The organism is Amycolatopsis sp. NPDC049159 (genome assembly GCF_040648295.1).
GTDB classification, from domain to species: Bacteria; Actinomycetota; Actinomycetes; order Mycobacteriales; family Pseudonocardiaceae; genus Amycolatopsis; species Amycolatopsis pretoriensis_A.
This window is the reverse complement of sequence record NZ_JBEZDL010000015.1, coordinates 165,400-184,563: the sequence shown is the minus strand read 5'-3', so window position 1 is coordinate 184,563 and position 19,164 is coordinate 165,400. Positions and strand designations below refer to the sequence as shown.

The window sequence follows — 19,164 nt, the reverse complement described above, 5'->3', positions numbered from 1 at the left end:
GTCCATGATCACATTTGCCCGGATCATTTCCCGCTGAGAGCGTGAGGTATCCGACGGGGGAAATCGAGATCGGAGAACAATGGTCGACAAGATCATCGACGCCGCACGTGCGGCGACGACCGCGGCACCGCCGCTGGGCACCGAAGCGTACGGGCGGTTCTGCACCGGGCTGGCCCACCGGCTCACCGCCGCGTGGCCGCGGATCCGCGAAGCGAACGACACCGACGTCGGACGAGCGCGGGAGCAAGGCCTGCCCGACGTGCTCGTCGACCGGCTCCGGCTGACCGAGGACCACCTCGCCGCACTGGTCGCCTTGACTTCGACGGTCGCCGGCGAACTGGACGAGCTGACCAGCCGCCCGCCGGGCACCCCGATCGGCGACTGGGGCGTGCGGCACCGCGTGCCGCGGCCGCTGGGCGTGGTGCTGATGATCTTCGAGGCCCGCCCGACCGTCACCGTCGAGGGCGCGCTGCTGAACGTGGCCGCCGGGAACGCGGTGATCCTGCGTGGTGGCAAAGAGATCGCGCGGACCAACGCCGAGCTCGGCGCCGCCGTCTCCGCCGCGCTGGCGGACGCGGGACTGCCGGCGGGCCTGGTCTCCGTGCTGGACGACCCCAGCCGCTCGGTGCTGCGCGACCTGCTGCGCCGCCCGGACGCGATCGACGTGCTGATCCCGCGCGGCAGCCCGTCCCTCATCGACTACTGCCACCGCGCGAGCACCATCCCGGTGCTGGCCAGCGGCGGCGGCGTCAACCACCTCTACGTGCACTCGAGCGCCGACCTGGCCCAGGCGGTCGAGATCGCGCTGGACAGCAAGCTCCCCGCCCCGGCCGGCTGCACCTCGCTCGAGGTCGCGCTGGTCGACCGCCCGGTGGCCGACGAATTCGTGAAGGCGCTGCTGGAAGGAGCCCGCCACGACGGCCGCCCGCTGACCATCCGGGTCGGCGAAGGCCTGGCGCGGCCGGAGACCACCGGCGACTGGCGGGTGGAGGCGCTGGGAGAGCACGACCTGGGCCGCGAGTTCCTCGACAGCACGATCGGCGTGGTGGCGGTGGACTCCCCCGGCGAGGCCGTGGAGTTCATCCAACAGCACGGTTCCGGCCACAGCGAGGCGATCGCGGCGAGCGACCCGGCGGTCACCGGCGAGTTCACGAACCGGGTCGACGCGGCCACCATCGTCGTCAACGGTTCCCTGCGCCTCAACGACGGCCCGACCCTGGAGCTGGGCTCGGAAATCGCGATCAGCACCAGCAGGCTGCACGCCCGCGGGCCGATCACGTTGGCCGCGCTGGTGAACTACTGCTGGGTGATCGAGGCCAACGGCCGGCTGCGCGAGGCGAGCTGATGCCGACCCTGACGACGGCGCCGCCGCCGTTGCTGCTGCCGCTCAGCCGGCGGCCGCAAGCGTCGCAGGCGGTGCTCGTGCACCCCGGCGGCGGTGGCCTGAGCCCCTACACCCCGCTGGCCGTGCGGCTGGCCCGCCGCAACGGCGTGAGCGGGATCCGGGCCGGCGGGTTGTTCGCCGGTGAGCGGCCCGACGACGACATCGAGACCATGGTCGAGCGGTACCTGCCGCTGCTGGACACCCTGCCCCGCCGCCCGGAACTGCTCATCGGCTGGTCGATGGGCGGCGTCCTCGCCTGGGAACTGGGCGCACGCCTGGCCCGGACCGGGCCCGCTCCCGCCGTCGTGATGATCGACAGCTTCACCCGCCGCGACGAGTTCGGCTCGGTGCACCGCGCCGACGTCGTCGAGCGGATCATGCGGTCGGTGCACGCCAAGGTCGCACCCCGCGACCAGCGCTGGGCCGAAGCCACCGCCCACGCGCACGTCACCGCGTCGGGACGGCACCGGGTGACCAGCACCCACCCCGGCCCGGCGCTGCTGATGGCCTGCGCGAGCCCGCACCGCCGCACCCAGGTCGAGAACTGGACCCGGTTGTCCCCGCGGCTGCGGGTCCGCGAACTGGACTGCGGCCACTTCGACGTGTTCGACGGGAAAGCGCTACCCGACGTACTCGCCCACCTCGACGAATTCCTGACCGGAGCACGAAACCGATCCCCGAAACCCCTTGGAGGGCAACGATGACGACCGGACCCGATCGCACTACGGTCTCCGACTCGGTCAAACGCGTGGTGATCGCCGAATCCCGGCTTTCGCTGGCACCGGAGGAGATCCACGACGACGAACCGCTCAACGGCGACCTGCTGCACCTCAACTCGCTGGGGTTCGTCGGCATGCTCGTGCACCTCGAAGACGCGCTCGACGTGACCCTGCCCGACGACCTGTTCGTCGGCCGCACGTTCAAGACCGTCGACGACCTCGTCGACGTCGTCGCCGAAGGCGCCACCGGAACGGAGGCACTGCGATGAGCCGCACTTCCCTGCCCACCAGCTGGCGCAGCGTGCTGCCGCACCTGGACGAGCCGCTGCCCCCGGACCAGAGCCCGGAGTCGCCCGCGGGCGGCTCGGACGCCGGCGTGTCGGTGAACCTGCCGTTCGCGCTGGTCCGCCAGTCCACCCAGAACCGCGAGTTCTGGGACATCCCCGCCGAGGTGCTCGACGCCTACCGCAGCTTCCGGCCCACCCCGCTGTGGCGGGCCCGCCGGTTCGAGGACGCCATCGGCGCGCGGGTGCCGATCTACGTCAAGTACGAGGGCGGCAACATCTCCGGCAGCCACAAGCTGAACACCGCGCTCGCGCAGGCCCACTACTACGCCAAGGCCGGCGTGAAGGAACTGGTCACCGGCACCGGGGCCGGGCAGTGGGGCACCGCCCTCGCCGCCGCCTGCACGATGTTCGGGTTGCGCTGCCGGGTGTTCATGGTCGGCACGAGCCTGCAGAAGAAGCCCTACCGGGGCACGTTGATGCGGGCCCTCGGCGCCACCGTGCACGCCAGCCCGAGCGACCTGACCGACGTGGCCGCCCGTGTCGGCGGCGGGGTGAACAGCCTCGCGCTGGCCATCGGGGAAGCCGTCGAGTACGCCGGGCGCACCGAAGGGGCCGCGTTCTGCATCGGCAGCGGCGAGACCTACAGCATCCTGCACCAGTCCGTGATCGGGCTGGAGACCATCGAGCAGCTCGCCGAGCTGGAGGCCACTGTGGACAGTGTGGTCGGCTGCGTCGGTGCCGGCTCGAACTTCGGCGGGATCGCGCTGCCCTTCTTCGCCGACGCCGCGACGACCGGGGCGGAGTGCCCGCGGCTGGTGGCCGCGGAGTCCAGCACCACCCCGAAGCTCACCCGCGGCGTCTACGCCTACGACAAGACCGACGCCACCGGGGTCAGCCCGATGGAGGCGATGTACACGATCGGCTCCAGCTACCCGATCCCCGACTCGCACTCGGCCGGCCTGCGCTTCCACGGTGCCGCGAAGGTCATTTCCGCCATGCGGCACCGGGACCAGGTCACCGCGCAGGCCGTCGGCCAGGTCGAGGCGCTGGAGGCCGGCCAGGCCTTCACGCGGTCGGAAATGGTGCTCCCCGCACCGGAATCCGGGCACGCGCTGGCCGTCGCCGCGCGCCTGGCCACCGACGGCGGGTCGGACCGCGGCGTGGTCGCCTGCGTGAGCGGGCACGGCTACCTCGACCTGTCGGCCTACCAGCAGCTGCTCGACGGCGAGCTCACCGCCGAGCCGCCCGCGGAGCAGGCGCTCGTGTCGGCGATGGATCGGCTGAAGCCGGTCCAGGGACTGGCGGTCGCGGGGAGTGGTCACCATGGCTGAGCAGCTGGACCACCGCCTCTTCGACTGCGTCCAGGTCAACCTGGCCGAACTCGCCGACCGCCTGCACGGCACGGGCACCCACCTCGCGATGGGCCGCGTCCTGCGCTTCTGGCCCCGCCCGGGCGCGGACGCGCTCCCCACCGTCGAGCCGCAGGTAGACTCGCAGGTGGCCGAGTCCGCCGCGCTGCTGGGCTTGCGCGTCACCCGCCGTGCGCGGATCGCCTCCGCCGGCGAACTCGAACCGGGCCCCGGCTGCTACGCGGTGGCGGACGCCTACCACCTGCCGTGGGTCCCCTACCACCGCAAGGAGCACCTGCAGCACAGCTTCCTGGTCGAGCCGGACGGCGACGGCGTCGCCGTCGTGGACGGCTACCACAACGACACCCAGTGGGGCGCGGCCCGGCCGGGCCGGTGGACCCTCAGCCGCGAGGAGCTCGCGGAAGCGCTTCCCGAAGGCGCGCTGACTTTCGACATCGCCGCCGGGGACCGTCCGGCCGACCGGACGCCGCTGGTCGAACTGGCCGACGCCGGCACGTACGTCGCGGCCTACGCCGACCACCCGGACCGGGTGCGGGCGGTGCGGGGGCTGACGCTGCAGACGTGGCTGCTGAGCCGCAGCCGCCACCTGCACGCCGCGGCCATGGGACTGGACACCGACACCGTCCGGGCGCACCTCGGCGAGTGGAACGCGCTCGCGAAGCAGGTCTACCTGGCGAGCCGCCGGGTCTCCGCGGGCCGGGCGGAACCGCGCGCGGTGTACGACCGGCTCCTCGAGTGCCTCGCGACCGACCACGTCGCGTTCACCGAGCCCACCGAGCCGGTGGCGGTGTCCACAGTGGACAGCGACGAGGTGCCGACCGGGGTGCGCGACTCCGTCACCGCGGTGATCGGGACCGTGCTGGGCACCCCGCCCCCGGCCGACGCCCGCACGCTCGGCGAGATCCCCGGCTTCAGCTCGTTCCGCATGATGGAGATCGTCGAGCGGATCGAAAGCGACCTCGGCGTCGAATTCGCCGCCGAAGACCTGGTCCCGGAAAAACTCACCCACGTCGACGGCCTGTGCCGGGCTGTCCTGGCCGCAGGAGGAACCCGATGACCTACGCACCGCGAGTGCTCCACGAACTGCTCGACCACGCCGCCCGGCTGTGGCCGAACCGGACCGCGCTGACCTGCCGCGGCACCTCGGCGACCTACGAGGAGCTCGCCGGCGCCGCCCAGCGGGTCGCCGCTTCGCTCGCCGTCCGGGGCGCCCGCCGCGGCGACCGGCTGCTGATCAACGCCCCGGCGAGCACACTGCTGCCCGCCGTGGTCTTCGGCGCCGCCCGGGCCGGGGTCGCGTTTTCGCTGCTGCACGAACAGGTTCGCGGCAGCAGCCTCGACCACGTGCTCGCCGACTCCGAGCCGGTGCTCGTGGTGACCGACGACGAGGACGTGCGGAAGTCGGCCGAAGCCGCCGGCGTCCCGACGGCTTCGGTGGCGGAGCTGGCCGCCGGTCCCGGCCGGACCGTCGACCTACCCGCTCCCCCGCTGCCGGTCGACCCGGTGTGCCTGATCTACACCTCGGGCACGACGTCCCTGCCCAAGGCCGTGGTCAGCACGCACCAGCAGCTGCTGTTCGCCACCGGCGCGATCGCGTCGGTGCTCGAGTACCGCACCGACGACGTCGTCTACAGCCCGCTGCCGCTGTCCTTCGACTACGGCCTGTACCAGGTGTTCCTGTCCGTCACGGCGGGGTCGAACCTGGTGCTGGGCGCGCCCACCGAGGTGGGACCGTCGCTGGTCGGCAACCTGGTGCGCTCGGGCGCCACCGTGCTACCCGCCGTCCCGGCCGTCGCCGAGGCGCTCAGCGCGTTGCTGCGGCGCCGCCCGAAGCCCGCACCCGACCTGCGGCTGCTCACCAACACCGGCGCGGCGATGCCCACCGGCACGCTGGAATCCCTGCGTGCGGCCATCCCCGGCCTGCGCGTGCAGCTGATGTTCGGGCTGACCGAGTGCAAGCGCGCCACCATCATGCCGGTGGACGGCGACCTGGACCGGCCCGGTTCCAGCGGCCGCGCCCTGCCCGGCACGGAGGTCTTCGTCATCGACGACGCCGGCGAGCGGCTGCCCGCCGGGGAGGTCGGCGAGATCGTGGTGCGCGGCCCGAACGTGATGGCCGGGTACTGGCGCCGTCCCGAGCTCACCGCGCAGAAGTTCCCTCGCGTGGACGGGCTGTTCCCGGAGCTGCGCACCGGCGACTACGGCCGGCTCGACGAGCAGGGCTACCTCTACTTCGACGGCCGCCGCGACGACATCTACAAGGAGCGCGGGTTCCGCGTCAGCGCCACGGAAGTCGAGTCCGCCGCGCGCGGGGTGCCCGGTGTCCGCGAAGCCGCGGTGCTGGTCCCGAAGGACACCCGGCCGGCCTGGCTGTTCGTCACCGGCGAGCTGGCCGCCGAGGGCGTGCTCGACGGGATGCGCACCCGGATCGAGGAGTTCAAGATCCCGGCGAGCTGCCTGCGCGTGGAGACGCTTCCGTTGACCGGCAACGGGAAGGTCGACCGCAAGGCGCTGGCGTCGATGGCCGAGGAGGTGTCCGGTGGAGCTGCTCGCTGAGCGACCCGCGGGGCTCCCGGAGCTGCCCGGCGGACTCGCCGGGCTGCCCACCCCCGCCTACGTCTACGACCTCGCCGAGGTCCGCCGCAACCACCGGCGGCTCGACGGCGCCCTGCCCGGGGGCACCGGGCTGCTGTACTCGCTCAAGGCCAACCCGCACCCGGACGTGCTGAGCACGTTGCGCGAAGCCGGTGCCCGACCGGAGGTCTGCTCCACGGGCGAGCTGCGGGCCGCGCTCGACGCCGGCTGGCCGGGCGCGCAGGTGCTCTACACCGGACCCGCCAAGCGGGACGCCGAGATCACGGCCGCGCTGCGGGCCGGCGTGCGGGAGTTCTCCGTGGACTCCCCGCACGCCATCACCCAGCTCGACCGGCTCGCCGGCGAGGCCGGGGTCCGCGCCCGCTACCTGCTGCGCGTCAACGACGACCAGCCGGTACCGGGGCAGGGCCTCGCGATGACCGGCGTGCCCTCGCAGTTCGGCGCCGACACCGGCTGGATCGTCGCCGAACCCGCCCGCTTCGCCGGCGGCGAGCACGCCGAGGCGGTGGGGTTGCACCTGTACATGGGCACCAACCTGACCGAAGTGGACGACCTGCTCGGGCAGTTCCGCCGGGCGCTGGCCACCGCCGCGCGGCTGCGGGAAGCCCTGGCCCCGCACGGGGTCCGCTTCCGGACCCTCGACCTGGGCGGCGGTTTCGGTGCCCCGTTCGCGAAGGACGGCACCGCCGTCGACCTGCCCGGGCTGCGTGAAGGCCTTGAGACGCTGTTCGCCGAGGAGTTGCCGGGCTGGCGCGAAGAGGGCCCGGAAATCGTGTTCGAATCCGGGCGTTATCTCGTCGGCACAGCGGGCACCCTCGTCACGGCGGTGCTGGACGTCAAGCGCTCGCACGGCAAGGACATCGTCGTGCTGGAGTCGGGCATCAACCACCTCGGCGGCATGTCGGGGATGCGGCGGCTGCCCCCGCTCGCACCCCGCCTGCTCGGCCCGGGCGGCCCGGACGTCCTGGAGGCGCTCGTCGCCGGACCGCTGTGCACGCCGCTGGACACCTGGGCGCGCACCGCGAAACTGCCCGAACTGAGCCCCGGCGACCTGGTCGCGGTGCCGAACGTCGGCGCCTACGGGCTGTACGCCAGCCTCGTCGCCTTCCTGGGCCACCCCCTGCCGGCGGAGGTCGTCGTCGACGGCGACCGCCCCGGCGCCCCCGCGCGGACCTCCCGCGTGGGCCTGGTCAGGACCACTGACCCCCGAGATGAGGAGTGAACATGGACCCCCGCATGGCCGAACTGCTGACCCCGTACCTGAAGTTCCTCAACGGCCGCGAGCTCGGCCCGGACGACTCCCTGCGCGAGCGCGGGCTCGACTCGATGCAGTCGATCAACGTGCTGTTCGAGATCGAGGACGTCTTCGGCGTCTCCCTGCCGGACGAGGACATCACCGACGCGACCTTCGCCACCGGCGGCACGCTGTGGACCGCCGTGCAGGCCCAGCTCGAGCGCGAGGGGGTCTCGTCATGACCACCGCACCGCTCGCCGAACTCGTCGGGCGCGTGACCAAGGTCGCCGAGGAGCACGTCCGCCGGACCGACGACGAAGCGACGTTCCCGGTGGAGGCGCTCGACGAGCTGCGCGCGACCGGACTGCTCGGGCTGCTGGTGCCCGCCGAAGACGGCGGGCTCGGCGGATCGCTGGCCGACGTGCTCGAGGCCAGCACCGAGCTGGGCCGCGTGGACATGTCGCTGGCGATGATCTTCGCGATGCACTGCCAGCAGGTCGCCGCCGTGCTCGCGCACGCCGAAGGCAAGCTGCGCGCGGAGCTCGTGCCGGAGATCGCCGCGGGCCGGCTCTACCTCGGCTCGGTGACCACCGAGGCGGGCAAGGGCGGGCACCTGCTGACCGCCGAGTCCGCCGCCGCGTGGCAGAACGGCGAGCTGCTCGTCGACCGCTTCGCCCCGATCGTCACCGGGGGCAAGCAGGCCGACGGGTTCCTCATCACGATGCGGTCGCCGGACTCCGAAGCCGACAACCAGGTGTCGCTGGTCTACGCGTCCCGCGAGCAGGTGGAGATCGAGCCCGCCGGTGGCTGGAACCCGCTGGGCATGCGGGCCAGCGACAGCGGGGCCATGAAGCTGCGCGGCCGGCTGCCCGCCCACCAGGTCGTCGGGCGGCACGGCGACTTCCACACCATCGTCACCACCGTGTTCGGACCGCTGGCCCACCTCGGCTGGGCGTCCTGCTGGCTGGGCACGGCGGCCGGGGCGCTGTCGCGGGTGATCGCGTCGGTGCGCGGCAGCCGCGGCAAGACGGACCTGAACTCGGAGCTGCTGCTGACGCGGCTGTCGCGGTCGCGCCAGCGGCTGGACACCGTGCACGCGCTGATCGGGCACGCTCGCCAGGTGGTCGAGACCACCGCGGACCTGAGCGTGCCGAAGGTGCAGCTGCTGATCAACGCCGTGAAGATCACCGCGGCCGAGGAGTGCTACCGCGCGGTCGACGAGCTGGTCGACGCGGTCGGGATGCGCCACGGCTACCTGCGGGACTCCCCCACGCGGCTGGAGCAGTCGCTGCGGGACCTGCGTTCGGCGGTGCTGAACTACAGCAACGACCGGCTGCACCTCGCCGACGGCCGGCTCACCCTCCTCGACCAGGAGGTGCGCTTTGCCTGACACAGCCCTCCTGGACGGCGGCGTGCTGTCCACTGTGGATGCGGCGGCCGGCGGCGCCCGGGTGTGGCAGCGGCTCGGTTCGGCCGGCGTGCTGCGCGACCAGTACCGGCAGCGCACGCCGACCGGCCTGGTCGCCGACCCCGCGCGGCTCGCGGCCACCCTGCGCGAGGTCGACGCCCGCGGCGACAACGGGATCACGTTGAGCGTGCTGGTCCAGTCGGCGAGCGCCCTGCCGATCCTGGCCGCCGGCACCGGGCCGGAGTTCGACCGCGTCGCCGACGGCGACTGCGAGGTCGCGCTGGCCGCCACGGACACCGCGGCGGCCGGCTCCGACCTCACCGGGCTCGGCACCGAAGTCGAGATCGACGGCGACACGGTCCGGCTGGACGGCGGGAAGCGGTGGGTGACCACGGCGACCCGGGCGGCGTACTTCCTGGTGCTGGCCCGGCACCGGCCCGGGCGGCACTTCACGGCGTTCACCTGGGTCCTGGTCCCGGCGGACGCGGCGGGCGTGCGCGTCACCCCGGCGACGACGACGCTCCTGGCGGGCGCGGGCATCGGCCACGTCGAGTTCTGCGACGTCCGGCTGCCCGCGTCGGCGGTGCTCGGCCGGCAGGGCCGCGGCTTGGCGCTGTTCGCCCGGCACATGGGCACCGAGCGCCTCGCCGGCGCCCAGTGGGCCACCGCGCTCACCAGCCGGGTGCTGGCGGAGACGCGGGAGGCGTTGACGCGGCGGGAGATCGACGGCCGCGCGCTGTGGGACCACGACTCGATCCGCCAGGAGTTCGCGGCCTGCCTGGTGCGGGTGCGCTCGTTGCGCGCGCTGCACGAGGCGCTGGGCGAGCGGGTGGTGACGGACCACGACACGACGAGCGCGGCCCTGCTGAAGGCGTCGATCGGCCTGACGGCCGACGAGGTCCTGTCCAGCTGCGCCCGCTGGCGCGGCGCCGACGGCTTCGCCGACGACGGCCTCCAGCTGGTCCGCGCGGAGGCGGCGGTGTTCGGCATCGGCGGCGGGGTGACCGAGCTGATGCTCGGCGCGATCGCCGACGACGCCGAGTCCCTGCTCACGGAGCTGCGGACATGAGCACCCGAGCGGACGGCGGGCCGGCGCGGGACCACCTCGGCCTTTCCCGTGACGGTGCCGGGCACGCCCCCGCACCTTGCCGCGAAAGCACCCCCACCCCCGCACTTTCACGTGAAAGTGCGGCCCTCGAACCGGCACTTTCACGTGAAAGTGCGGGCCTTGGAGCGGCGCTCTCCCGTGAATACGCCGCCGTCCGCCGAGAGGCCGTCACCGTCGCCGGCCTCGGCGAGCCGCGGGTCGACCCCCACGGCCACCCCGAAGTGACCGCCGACGGCACCCAGGTCGCTCCCGGCGTCTGGGTCGCCTCGGCCGACCGCACCGACCTCGGCGACGGACCCGTCCACCCGGACGACCTCGCCGAAGCCGCCACCCGGCCGGCCTGGCACCGCCCGGAATTCCTCGCCGGGCGGCACCTCCTCCGACGCCTGCTCCGGCGGGTGCGGCCCGACCTGGCCGCGCTGCCGGTCCACGCCGACCCGGCCGGGAAGCCCCGGCTGCACGGCGCCCCGGACCTCGCGCTGCCCGGCATCACCGTCTCCCACGACGGGGAGCGGATCGCGGCGGCCGTCTGCGCGCACGGGGACGTCGGCGTCGACGTCCAGCTGCCGCCGGACCGGCTGAGCGACTCGGCCGTCCGCCGGTGCCTGGGCTCGCACGCCGCCGCCGTCGCCGGGCTGCCCCGGCTCCTTCGGGCGAAGGAGTTCGCCTGGGTGTGGACCGTGCAGGAGGCGTGCGTCAAGGCGGCCGGCACCGGCATGAGCGGACGGCCCTGGTCGATCGACGTCCCGCCCGGCGCGCTGTCCGGGCGCTGGGGCGGCTTCACCTGGCTGAGCTTGCGCACCCGGTCGCCGGTGCCGCTGAGCTGCGCCTTCCACCCCGCACCCCACCGGTGACCCACCACGACAAGGGAGGTCGACGTGCACCTCATCAACGCCCCGGACGTAGTCCCGGAACTCAGCTGCTACACCACCAACCTGGTGGCCTACCTCGAAGTCGACGACCCCGGCGTCAAGACCCGGCTGGCGCACGCCGTCCGGCTGGCGGTCCGCAGCGACAGCGGGCCCGGGGACCTGGTGTTCTCCCAGCACACCCGCGTCGACGACGGCGCGCCGCTCGGCTACTTCGGCGCGACCGGCTGGGAGGGGGCCGCGGCCGGGTTCCACGCCGAGATCGCCCAGTCGGGGCGGGTGCTGACCGTCGCCGACACCTTCCACCTGCCCTGGTCGCCGGCGTGCGAGATCGCACACTCGCCGCACTGGCTGCTGCTGCTCGCCCGGCGTGACGGGCGGTGGCTGGTGGCCGACCACTTCCGCGCGCTGACCCCGCTGGGCGAACAGGAACCGTTCCTCGGCTGGCTGGACGACGCCACGCTGGAGCGCGCGCTGGCCCCGCACGCGCCGTGGCCGGCGGAGATCGCCAACCGCGACCGCTACGCGCTCGGCACCGCCGCCGAACCGGTGCACGCCGACCGGTTCCGCTGGCTGGCCCGCACCACCGGCGAGACGCCCGCCGACGACCCGGCCCCCTGGACGCACGGCCTGCCCGAGACGCTCGAGCGCGTCAGCGAGGTGCTGACCGGGGACGAGACCGCCGCCGCCCGCTACGGCGACGACCTCTGGGCGGCGAGCCGGCACTACACCTACCACCTCGAAGTGCTCGCCGCGAACGGCGACATCTGCGCGGAGGCCGCGGCCGCGGCGGCGGTCAGCTGGGGCGAGCTGCCGAAGGTCGTCCGGTTCGCCGCGGAATCCGCCGTCCGGGGGCGGCCGCGCGCCGGCCTGCTGCGGCGGACCTTCGACGACCTGCTGCGCGTCCAGGAAAAGACGACCACCGAGCCCGTATCGGAGGCATGAGCACCATGGAGACCCTGTACCAGTGGTTCGCCGAGTCGGCCGAAAAGCACGCCGCCGAACCCGCGCTCGAAGTCGGAGCGCGCACCCTGACCTACGCCGGACTGCGAGAGCTCGCCGGGCACATCGCCGCCGAAGCCGTCACCGCGGTGGGGTCCGTGCCCGCCCGGATCGGCATCCTGGCCGAGCGCAGCGTGCTGACGTACGCCGGTTACCTGGCCGCGCACCGGCTCGGCAGCACCGCCGTCCCGCTCAACCCGGCCTTTCCCGAAGAGCGCAACCGGATGATCGCCGAAGCCGCCGGCCTGGACCTGGTCCTCACCGAGGAGACGGCCGGCCTCGGCGTGCCGGAACTGGTGATGGCCGAACCCGGCGACGGCGCCGCGCGCACCCCGCCGGAGCCGCGCACCGGTGACCTGGCCTACATCCTGTTCACCTCGGGCTCGACCGGGAAGCCCAAGGGCGTCCCGATCCGGCACCGCAACGTCTGCTCCTACCTCGGCCACGTCGTGCCGCGGTACGGGATGGCGCCGGGCAGCCGCGTCTCGCAGACGTTCGACCTGACCTTCGACCTGTCGGTGTTCGACATGTTCACGGCGTGGAGCGGCGGTGCGACGCTCGTCGTCCCCAGCCGCGAGGACCTGCTGGCGCCGGTGCGGTTCGTCGCGGAGAAGCGGCTCACGCACTGGTTCGCCGTGCCGTCGATGGTGTCCTACGCCCAGCGGCTGCGCAGCCTGCGGCCGGACAGCATGCCGTCGCTGCGCTGGAGCCTCTTCTGCGGCGAGCCGCTGACCACGCACCAGGCCGAGGCGTGGCAGCGCGCCGCACCCGGCGGCGTCGTGGAAAACCTGTACGGGCCCACGGAACTGACGATCAGCTGCGCGGAGTTCCGGCTGCCTGCCGACCCGGCGGACTGGCCGGTGACGCCCAACGGGACCGTGCCGATCGGGCGACCCCACCCCAGCGTCAGCCACGTCGTGCTCGACGACCAGGGCCGTCCCGCCGTGGAGGGCGAACTCTGCGCGCGCGGCCCCCAGCGCTTCCCCGGCTACCTCGACCCGGCCGCCAACGAAGGCCGGTTCTACCACTTCGGCCCGGGCGAGGAGACCGCGCGGCTGCACGGCGCGGACGACGAGCTCGACGACACCGCCTGGTACCGCACCGGCGACCGGGTGTCCTGGCAGGACGGTGCCCTCGTCCACTTGGGACGGTCGGACCAGCAGGTGAAGGTGCAGGGCTACCGCGTCGAACTCGGCGAGATCGAGGCCGTGCTGCGGGACCAGGGGGCGGTTCGCGACGCGATCGTGCTGGCCCTGCCCGGCAGCGGCGGCACGACCGAGCTCGAAGCGGTGTGCACGGGTTCGGGCCTCGACCCCGACCGGCTGCTCACCGCGGCGGCCGCCCGGCTGCCCGGGTACATGGTGCCCCGGCGGCTCACCGTGCTGGACGCGCTGCCGCTCAACGTCAACGGCAAGATCGACCGTTCGGCACTCACCGCGCACGCGATCGGGCAGCGCGGATGACCGCCGGCGCACCGGAAGGGAAGACCATGGGAACCGCACAAGCCACCCAGTCCCCGCTCGCCACCGTGCCGGACCTGGTGCCGACGGAAGGGTTCTGCCGCGCGATCGCGAAACTGCCGACCGGCGTCACGGTCCTGACGACGGTCACCGAGGACACCCCCGTCGGCTGCACGGCCAACGCGGTGATGTCCCTTTCGGCGGACACCCCAAGCGTCCTGGTGTCATTGGGCACCCACAGCCGCACCCTCGCGGCGATCCTCGACACAGGATCGTTCGCCGTCAACACGCTGTCCTGGTCCCAGCGGGCGCTGACCCGCAAATTCGCGACGGGCAGCCCGGCCGAGCGCTTCGACGGCGTCCCGTGGCAACCGGAGCGCAGCATCCCGGTGCTCTCGGCGGCGGGGATGGCCCTGGTCTGCGAGGTGGGAGACACCGCGACGCTGCTGGACCACACGGTGGTGGTGGGCAAGGTGGTCTGGCTGCGGGACACGAACGCGGCCCCGACGGTGCTTTACGGGAGGGAGCAGTACCCGTTGGGGGCTTGAGGAGCCGGAGAGCCCGGCCCGCCGGATCGGCGGGCCGGGTTTTTTGCTGTGCGCTGCTGGCCCACAGTGCCTCACGGGCGGCGGCGAAACCCTCTCGAGGATGAGCGATCAGGAACGCCCGGCACCGGCTTCCCGGAAGGCCCGGCGCTCGGCCTGCTTCCGGCGGGCCCGGCGCTCGGCTGCTTCCGGCGCCCTCGCCCGCTTCCGGCAAGCCGGCCCTCGGTCGGCCGCGTCCCCAGCCGGATCGGCACCGGCCCGCGAGGTCTGCGTGCCGCAACCCCGCACCGCAATCGTCGGCGGCAGGCCCCTTGGCGATCCCAGACGCTCGAAGCCCGAAAAGCCCGGTCCGCCGGATCGGCGGGCCGGGCTTCTTGCCGGGCGAACTCGGTTCAGAGAGCAGAACGGCGAGCCGGGCGCATGCCCGCGTCCGCGACCTGCTCCGCCGTCGCGCGGGCGGCCGCGTCCAGCAACACCGAAAACCTCGGGTCCGTGCGGATTTCACGGTGCCAGGCGACCTGGGTGAAGACCTGGAACGGCGCCGTCCACGGCACCTCCACCAGACGGCCCTCCGCCAGCTCCTTCGCCACGCTGAGGCGAGGCAGCAGGGAAATACCCAGGCCCGCCGTCAGCGCGTGCTTCACCGCGTCGATCGAGCCGAACGTCAGGGCACGCACCCGGGTGTCGGCGGCGTCGCCCAGTGTGCGCTCGAACAGCCGCTGGTAACCGCTTCCCCGATGGGCGCACAGCAGGGGTAGCCGCGCCAGGCGCGCCGTCGGGACCGGCTCCGAGCCGACCGGGCCGTCCTGGCCGGCGACCACCACGAGCGGCTCCGGGCACAGCAACGTCGAGTCGGCCTTCGACGACGATTCGCAGACGTCGATGAAAAAGGCACAGTCCACATCGGAATCGCCGATCCGGCTCCACGGGTCTTCCTCCAGCGGCCGGATCTCCAGCGCCAGCTCGGGGTGCCGCCGGTACAGGTACTCGACGATCGGCACCAGCCGGTAGGACGTGAGGCCGCTGTCGGCGCCGACCGTCAGCACGTCGCCGACCGCGGTGCCTTCCAGCACGGTCTCCTCCGCCAGCCGGCTCAGCTTCACGATCTTGTGGGCGTAGCGCCGGAAGCGCTGACCCGCCGTGGTGAGCCGGACGAGCGCGCCGGTGCGGTGGAACAGGTCGCAGGCGAGGTCGCGCTCCAGTTTCTTGATCCGGGCGGTGACCGTCGGCTGGGCGACGCTCAGGTCACCGGCCGCCTTGGTGAAGCTGGACTTCTCGGCGACGCTCAGGAAGGTCGTCAACGATGCGGTGTCCACAGCTCGGTTCACCACCGGTCCGCGCGAGCGGTACGGGGTTCGAACCCCGTACCAGGGCGAGTGTTCCTTTCGCTGAACGGGGTGGATTTTCGCGGCACCGCCGCACGCACGCCGTGGTCGCGTTGAGCAGTTCTCCGATCGGCCGCGTCCTCGCGGCGGTGGAGCAACCCGGACCCGGACACGAAACCTCCCAGCGGCCGGTGGCAAACCACCGGCACGGCACCCTTCACGACGACGTTCCCCCGATCGGCATCCGCGGCGTTTTCCCGCCGGTGGAAGACCTCTTGTTTTCCGATTTGCGGATACCACCCGGCCCGGACCGGGAAACTGCTCCCATCGGGCGGGCGGCGGCGCTCGGCGCTTTCACCCGCCGTGGCCGGTACGGCAACGTCCTTCACTCCAAAAGACCAGCATCGCCCCGTCATCCCCTTCATCCTCTCCGCGGGATGAGCACACTTTTCGAACCTGCGAGCTTTTCCTGCGTTTCACGGCCGAGCCACTTGCCCCGACTTCGAATCAGCCGAACACCAGACGCAGCACGGCACTCACGACGGCGGCGCCGATCATCGCGGTCAGGATGGACCGCTTGCCGGCCAGCAACGCGACCCCGGCGCCGACGCCCGCCAGCGCGGTGAGCGTCCGCGTCGAAGACACGTCCCCCGAGGTCGGCCACAGCAAGGTGACCACGAGCCCGGCGATGAGGGCCGGGGTCGCGCACGTCAGCGCGTTGCGCAGCCAGGGAGGCAGTTCCCGCCCGCCCGCCGCGAGCGGCACGACCACCCGCAACGTGAGCGCGGTGGCGCCGAGCGCCAGCACGATCACCCATTGGTACGTCATCGCCGCACCCCCAAAGCCGCGCCGGCCACGGCACCCGCGGCGCCGGCGACCAGCACCGGGACACCCGGGGGCGCCCACGAAACCAGCGCACCCGCCGCGACGACGCCGAGGACCGCCAGGATCCACGCGCGCGCGGTTTTCAGGTGCGCGCGCAGCAGGCCGAGGAAGAACACCGGGTAGGCGGCGTCCAGGCCGAGCCGGCCCGGGTCGCCGATGGCGTCGCCGAGCAGGGCGCCCAGCGCCGTCCCCGCCGTCCAGCCGCACAGGCACAGCGCTCCGGCCACACGCAGGGTCCGCAGGTCGTAGCGCCCGTCACCGCGGTGGGCGATCGCCCAGGACCCGTCGGTGATCAGTAGCGCCGTTCCCGCCCGCGACCACGCCGACCCGGTCAGCGCCGGGGCGATCGTGGTGCCCATCAACAGGTACCGCGCGTTGAGCGCGGCCGCGGCGCCGACCACGGCCCAGACCGAGCCGTGCTGCCCGATGACAGCGACGGCGCCGTACTGGGCACTGCCGGAGAACACCAGCAGCGACATGGCCACCGGGGCCAGCACACCCATCCCGACCGAGGCCGCGAGGGCACCGAAGGCCATGCCGTCCGCCAGGTCGGCCGCGGCCACCGGCAGCACCGGGCGCACGACCCGGGCCGGTGAACGGCGTTCAGCGGTGGTTTCGGTCACGATGTTCACCTCCTCGGGCTCGACACGATCAACGTTACCAACCAACCCGAGTGTTGGTAACCCGGCCGAGTGGCACTACCCGGCAAATTTCTCGGTAAACACCTGAAACACCAGGGTTGCGCCGTTCGTGGTAACCAGCAGTGGGAGTTACTGGTAATCTGCTGGTCATGACCCCGAGACCGGCGGCACCACCCCCGCTCACCGTGCTCCAGAGCCTGGTGAACACCCGCGAGCTGCTGGAAAACCGCGACGACTTCACCGCGCCGGCCGGCCTGCTGGCGTGGTCGGAAGCGCAGGGACTGCCCTGCCCGGCCCGGCCATCGGAGGCGGACCTGACCCGGATGAGCCGGGTTCGCGAGGCGCTGCGGCAACTGCTGCACGGCGGCGAGGGCGCACCCGCCGCGGCGGCCGTGCTCAACGGCGAACTGGCCCGCACCGGCACCCGCCCGCTCCTGCAGGCCGGCCCGCCCGGCGCGGAGTTCGTCGGCGACGGCGCCACGGCGCTGGACACGGCGATCACCCGGGTGCTGGCCACGCTGGTCACCGCGCGCCTCGACGGCTCGTTGGCGCGCTTGAAGATCTGCGGTGCCGAAGACTGCCTGTGGGCCTACTACGACCGCTCCCCCAACGCGGTGAGCCGCTGGTGCGAGACGTCGGTCTGCGGCGCCCGCCACAAGATGCGCGCCTACCGCGCCCGCCGCGCCGCCGCGACCACGAGCTGAGCCCGGACAGCGGACGACGGCGTGGCGACCGGGGCCGCCACGCCGTCGTCACCGGGGATCACCAGCCGACGGCGACCACCAGCCACTGCGGGTCACCGTGGGACACGAACGAGGACTGCGCCGCCACGTCGTCGTACGGGAAGCCGTACGCGAGACCGTTGATACCGTGGTCGTGCCAGAACTTCGCGTAGTAGTTCGCCGGCGCCGCCTGGTAGTACCGCGCCGGGTCCTGCCACTGCGACTGCGGGAGGTGCGCGGTGTGCCGGTTGAGCGCCGCGCACATGTCGGGGTTGCCGGCCAGCGAGCCGGCGCACCCGGTGATGTTCGACGTGGGCTCGTTGACGCCCACCGACTGCGCGTAGGCGGTGAAGTAGTTCGCGTACTTGCCGCCGGCGCGGAAGTCCGGCGCGCTGCCCGGCGCGGGGATCCGGTACGGCGCGTTCACCGTCGCCAGGCCCTTGAACTCCGTCGGCACCTCGGCTTGGAACTTCGCGAAGGTGGCCGACCGGTCCTCCTGGAAGGTCGGGTAGTCGTCGCCCACCTGGACGTCGTAGCCGTCGTGGGCGTGCAGCCGCATGGCCAGCTTCAGCGCGAACGCGTCGACGCGGGTGGTGTTGCCGTTGAAGACGTCCGGCCCGACGGTGAACTCGATGAAGTCGGCGTACTGGCCGTTCGGGGTGCCGAGGTAGAAGTACATCCGCCCGGCGGAGTTGGCGGGCATGTCGATGTAGGGCTGCTCGGCGATCGAGTGGGTCTGGCCGCCGAAGTTCCAGAACACCTGGCTGTCCGGGTACTTGCCGTTGGTGCGGTTGAGCACCTTGACGGTGAGCACGTTGCGGGCGGCGGGAATGGTGCTCGTGTCACCCCAGAACGAGTCCGGCGGGGTGCCGGGCTGCGTCGGGACGGTGCCGCCGCCGGTGCCGTAGACCTGGAACTCCCAGAGCGAGACGCCGTACGGTGTCGCCCGCGCGGTGGTGTTCAGGCGCACGTACCGCCCGGAGCCGGTGACGTTCAGCGTCTGGGTGCCGCCGGTGGCGGTCGTCGTCTGGTACACAGTGGACCAGGTGGATCCGTTGTCGGACACCTGGATCTGGTACGCCGTGGCGTAGGCGGCCTCCCAGCGCAGCACGACCTGGCTCACCGTCGCGGCGCCGCCGAGGTCGATCCGGATCCACTGTGGATCGCTGAACTGCGACGACCACCGGGTGGCGGTGTTGCCGTCCACGGCGGCGGTCGCGGGGGTCCCGGCGTTCTCGACCGAGGACGCGGTGACGGCTTTGCCTTGGGAGATCAGGGGGTCGGCCGCGTTCGCGGCGGGGGCGGCGAGCCCCAGCACGGCGACCGCGAGGGCCGCCGCCAAGGTCGCCAGTCGGGTGCTGGGTCCGCGGCGACGCAGCCGCGGCGGGGCGTTCGTGGGCATGGTTCCTCCCTGGCCGGGGAAGTGGGCGGACCCGCCGCCGGTCAGGGGACGGCGTCGTCCGGCTCGCCCCTGAGCGCCGGGCGGATGCCCACGGGGGCCGGCGGGGACGATCGGTAGAAAGGTTCATACCACCGGCACCGGCCTGTCAAGGCTTGACAGTTCGGCCCCGCGGAGCGATCCTCGGAACCGGTTCCACCCCGATCCTCCT

Annotated in this window: 19 protein-coding genes; 15 read left to right on the top strand and 4 right to left on the bottom strand. The window is 72.9% G+C overall.

The genetic code is table 11. From position 1 onward, the window contains the following. Window positions 1-79 precede the first annotated feature (79 nt). From AB0B33_RS27375 to AB0B33_RS27310, 14 genes are read left to right on the top strand one after another with little or no spacing between them, the layout of a single operon-like run. On the top strand, window positions 80-1,345 hold the full coding sequence (locus AB0B33_RS27375; RefSeq protein ID WP_360776904.1) for a glutamate-5-semialdehyde dehydrogenase: 1,266 nt from the start codon (window positions 80-82) through the stop codon (window positions 1,343-1,345). Beyond that, window positions 1,345-2,088 carry an alpha/beta fold hydrolase gene (locus AB0B33_RS27370; protein ID WP_360776902.1) on the top strand — a complete coding sequence of 248 codons (744 nt, stop codon included), beginning with the start codon at window positions 1,345-1,347 and terminating at the stop codon, window positions 2,086-2,088. The genes AB0B33_RS27375 and AB0B33_RS27370 overlap by 1 nt, the downstream gene beginning before the upstream one ends. Beyond that, complete coding sequence (locus AB0B33_RS27365) at window positions 2,085-2,372, top strand: acyl carrier protein (RefSeq protein WP_360776900.1); 288 nt, start codon at window positions 2,085-2,087, stop codon at window positions 2,370-2,372. The genes AB0B33_RS27370 and AB0B33_RS27365 overlap by 4 nt, the downstream gene beginning before the upstream one ends. After that, the gene (locus tag AB0B33_RS27360; protein ID WP_360776898.1) at window positions 2,369-3,721 is read left to right on the top strand and encodes a TrpB-like pyridoxal phosphate-dependent enzyme; all 1,353 of its coding nucleotides are present in this window, start codon (window positions 2,369-2,371) and stop codon (window positions 3,719-3,721) included. Before AB0B33_RS27365 ends, AB0B33_RS27360 begins: the two co-directional genes overlap by 4 nt. Next, on the top strand, window positions 3,714-4,817 hold the full coding sequence (locus AB0B33_RS27355) for an acyl carrier protein (RefSeq protein ID WP_360776896.1): 1,104 nt from the start codon (window positions 3,714-3,716) through the stop codon (window positions 4,815-4,817). Before AB0B33_RS27360 ends, AB0B33_RS27355 begins: the two co-directional genes overlap by 8 nt. After that, a complete protein-coding gene (locus tag AB0B33_RS27350; RefSeq protein ID WP_360776894.1) occupies window positions 4,814-6,316 on the top strand; it encodes a class I adenylate-forming enzyme family protein in 1,503 nt (500 codons plus the stop codon). Before AB0B33_RS27355 ends, AB0B33_RS27350 begins: the two co-directional genes overlap by 4 nt. Continuing rightward, window positions 6,300-7,577 (top strand): type III PLP-dependent enzyme, encoded by a 1,278-nt coding sequence (locus AB0B33_RS27345; protein WP_360776892.1) that lies wholly within the window; start codon window positions 6,300-6,302, stop codon window positions 7,575-7,577. Before AB0B33_RS27350 ends, AB0B33_RS27345 begins: the two co-directional genes overlap by 17 nt. A gap of 2 nt (window positions 7,578-7,579) precedes the next feature. Further along, window positions 7,580-7,831 carry a phosphopantetheine-binding protein gene (locus tag AB0B33_RS27340; RefSeq protein WP_247022770.1) on the top strand — a complete coding sequence of 84 codons (252 nt, stop codon included), beginning with the start codon at window positions 7,580-7,582 and terminating at the stop codon, window positions 7,829-7,831. Next, window positions 7,828-8,979 (top strand): acyl-CoA dehydrogenase family protein, encoded by a 1,152-nt coding sequence (locus AB0B33_RS27335; RefSeq protein ID WP_360776890.1) that lies wholly within the window; start codon window positions 7,828-7,830, stop codon window positions 8,977-8,979. The genes AB0B33_RS27340 and AB0B33_RS27335 overlap by 4 nt, the downstream gene beginning before the upstream one ends. Then, window positions 8,972-10,066, top strand: coding sequence for an acyl-CoA dehydrogenase family protein (locus tag AB0B33_RS27330; RefSeq protein ID WP_360776888.1), 1,095 nt, complete (start codon window positions 8,972-8,974; stop codon window positions 10,064-10,066). Before AB0B33_RS27335 ends, AB0B33_RS27330 begins: the two co-directional genes overlap by 8 nt. Continuing rightward, the gene (locus tag AB0B33_RS27325; RefSeq protein WP_360776886.1) at window positions 10,063-10,959 is read left to right on the top strand and encodes a 4'-phosphopantetheinyl transferase superfamily protein; all 897 of its coding nucleotides are present in this window, start codon (window positions 10,063-10,065) and stop codon (window positions 10,957-10,959) included. Before AB0B33_RS27330 ends, AB0B33_RS27325 begins: the two co-directional genes overlap by 4 nt. A 24-nt stretch (window positions 10,960-10,983) precedes the next feature. Then, window positions 10,984-11,919: a hypothetical protein gene (locus tag AB0B33_RS27320; protein ID WP_360776884.1), complete on the top strand. Its 936-nt coding sequence runs from the start codon at window positions 10,984-10,986 to the stop codon at window positions 11,917-11,919. After that, window positions 11,916-13,439, top strand: a complete 1,524-nt coding sequence (locus AB0B33_RS27315; protein ID WP_360776882.1) for an amino acid adenylation domain-containing protein — start codon at window positions 11,916-11,918, stop codon at window positions 13,437-13,439. The genes AB0B33_RS27320 and AB0B33_RS27315 overlap by 4 nt, the downstream gene beginning before the upstream one ends. 26 nt (window positions 13,440-13,465) lie before the next feature. Then, window positions 13,466-13,984, top strand: a complete 519-nt coding sequence (locus AB0B33_RS27310) for a flavin reductase family protein (protein ID WP_360776880.1) — start codon at window positions 13,466-13,468, stop codon at window positions 13,982-13,984. 389 nt (window positions 13,985-14,373) lie between these two features. On the opposite strand, the gene AB0B33_RS27305 is transcribed toward AB0B33_RS27310, so the two are convergent. The 3 genes from AB0B33_RS27305 to AB0B33_RS27295 form a co-directional block, all read right to left on the bottom strand. Then, window positions 14,374-15,282, bottom strand: coding sequence for a LysR family transcriptional regulator (locus tag AB0B33_RS27305; protein ID WP_360776878.1), 909 nt, complete (start codon window positions 15,280-15,282; stop codon window positions 14,374-14,376). Between the two features lie 531 nt (window positions 15,283-15,813). Then, window positions 15,814-16,134, bottom strand: coding sequence for an AzlD domain-containing protein (locus tag AB0B33_RS27300; protein WP_247022762.1), 321 nt, complete (start codon window positions 16,132-16,134; stop codon window positions 15,814-15,816). Further along, window positions 16,131-16,814, bottom strand: coding sequence for an AzlC family ABC transporter permease (locus tag AB0B33_RS27295; protein WP_360776876.1), 684 nt, complete (start codon window positions 16,812-16,814; stop codon window positions 16,131-16,133). The genes AB0B33_RS27300 and AB0B33_RS27295 overlap by 4 nt, the downstream gene beginning before the upstream one ends. A 167-nt stretch (window positions 16,815-16,981) precedes the next feature. On the opposite strand from AB0B33_RS27295, the gene AB0B33_RS27290 reads away from it, so the two are divergent. Beyond that, entirely contained in the window at window positions 16,982-17,536 is a 555-nt protein-coding gene (locus AB0B33_RS27290; RefSeq protein WP_360776874.1) for a CGNR zinc finger domain-containing protein, read from the top strand. A gap of 58 nt (window positions 17,537-17,594) precedes the next feature. Here AB0B33_RS27290 and AB0B33_RS27285 read toward each other — a convergent pair whose 3' ends face one another. Further along, on the bottom strand, window positions 17,595-18,956 hold the full coding sequence (locus AB0B33_RS27285) for a beta-1,3-glucanase family protein (RefSeq protein WP_360776872.1): 1,362 nt from the start codon (window positions 18,954-18,956) through the stop codon (window positions 17,595-17,597). Between the last annotated feature and the right edge of the window lie 208 nt (window positions 18,957-19,164).

Excerpts from the sequence above, each read along its gene's own strand:
- AB0B33_RS27375 (WP_360776904.1), top strand. The coding sequence starts at position 80 with ATGGTCGACAAGATCATCGACGCCGCACGTGCGGCGACGACCGCGGCA.
- AB0B33_RS27370 (WP_360776902.1), top strand. The coding sequence starts at position 1,345 with ATGCCGACCCTGACGACGGCGCCGCCGCCGTTGCTGCTGCCGCTCAGC.
- AB0B33_RS27365 (WP_360776900.1), top strand. The coding sequence starts at position 2,085 with ATGACGACCGGACCCGATCGCACTACGGTCTCCGACTCGGTCAAACGC.
- AB0B33_RS27360 (WP_360776898.1), top strand. The coding sequence starts at position 2,369 with ATGAGCCGCACTTCCCTGCCCACCAGCTGGCGCAGCGTGCTGCCGCAC.
- AB0B33_RS27355 (WP_360776896.1), top strand. The coding sequence starts at position 3,714 with ATGGCTGAGCAGCTGGACCACCGCCTCTTCGACTGCGTCCAGGTCAAC.
- AB0B33_RS27350 (WP_360776894.1), top strand. The coding sequence starts at position 4,814 with ATGACCTACGCACCGCGAGTGCTCCACGAACTGCTCGACCACGCCGCC.
- AB0B33_RS27340 (WP_247022770.1), top strand. The coding sequence starts at position 7,580 with ATGGACCCCCGCATGGCCGAACTGCTGACCCCGTACCTGAAGTTCCTC.
- AB0B33_RS27335 (WP_360776890.1), top strand. The coding sequence starts at position 7,828 with ATGACCACCGCACCGCTCGCCGAACTCGTCGGGCGCGTGACCAAGGTC.
- AB0B33_RS27325 (WP_360776886.1), top strand. The coding sequence starts at position 10,063 with ATGAGCACCCGAGCGGACGGCGGGCCGGCGCGGGACCACCTCGGCCTT.
- AB0B33_RS27315 (WP_360776882.1), top strand. The coding sequence starts at position 11,916 with ATGAGCACCATGGAGACCCTGTACCAGTGGTTCGCCGAGTCGGCCGAA.
- AB0B33_RS27310 (WP_360776880.1), top strand. The coding sequence starts at position 13,466 with ATGGGAACCGCACAAGCCACCCAGTCCCCGCTCGCCACCGTGCCGGAC.
- AB0B33_RS27300 (WP_247022762.1), bottom strand. The coding sequence starts at position 16,134 with ATGACGTACCAATGGGTGATCGTGCTGGCGCTCGGCGCCACCGCGCTC.
- AB0B33_RS27290 (WP_360776874.1), top strand. The coding sequence starts at position 16,982 with ATGACCCCGAGACCGGCGGCACCACCCCCGCTCACCGTGCTCCAGAGC.
- AB0B33_RS27285 (WP_360776872.1), bottom strand. The coding sequence starts at position 18,956 with ATGCCCACGAACGCCCCGCCGCGGCTGCGTCGCCGCGGACCCAGCACC.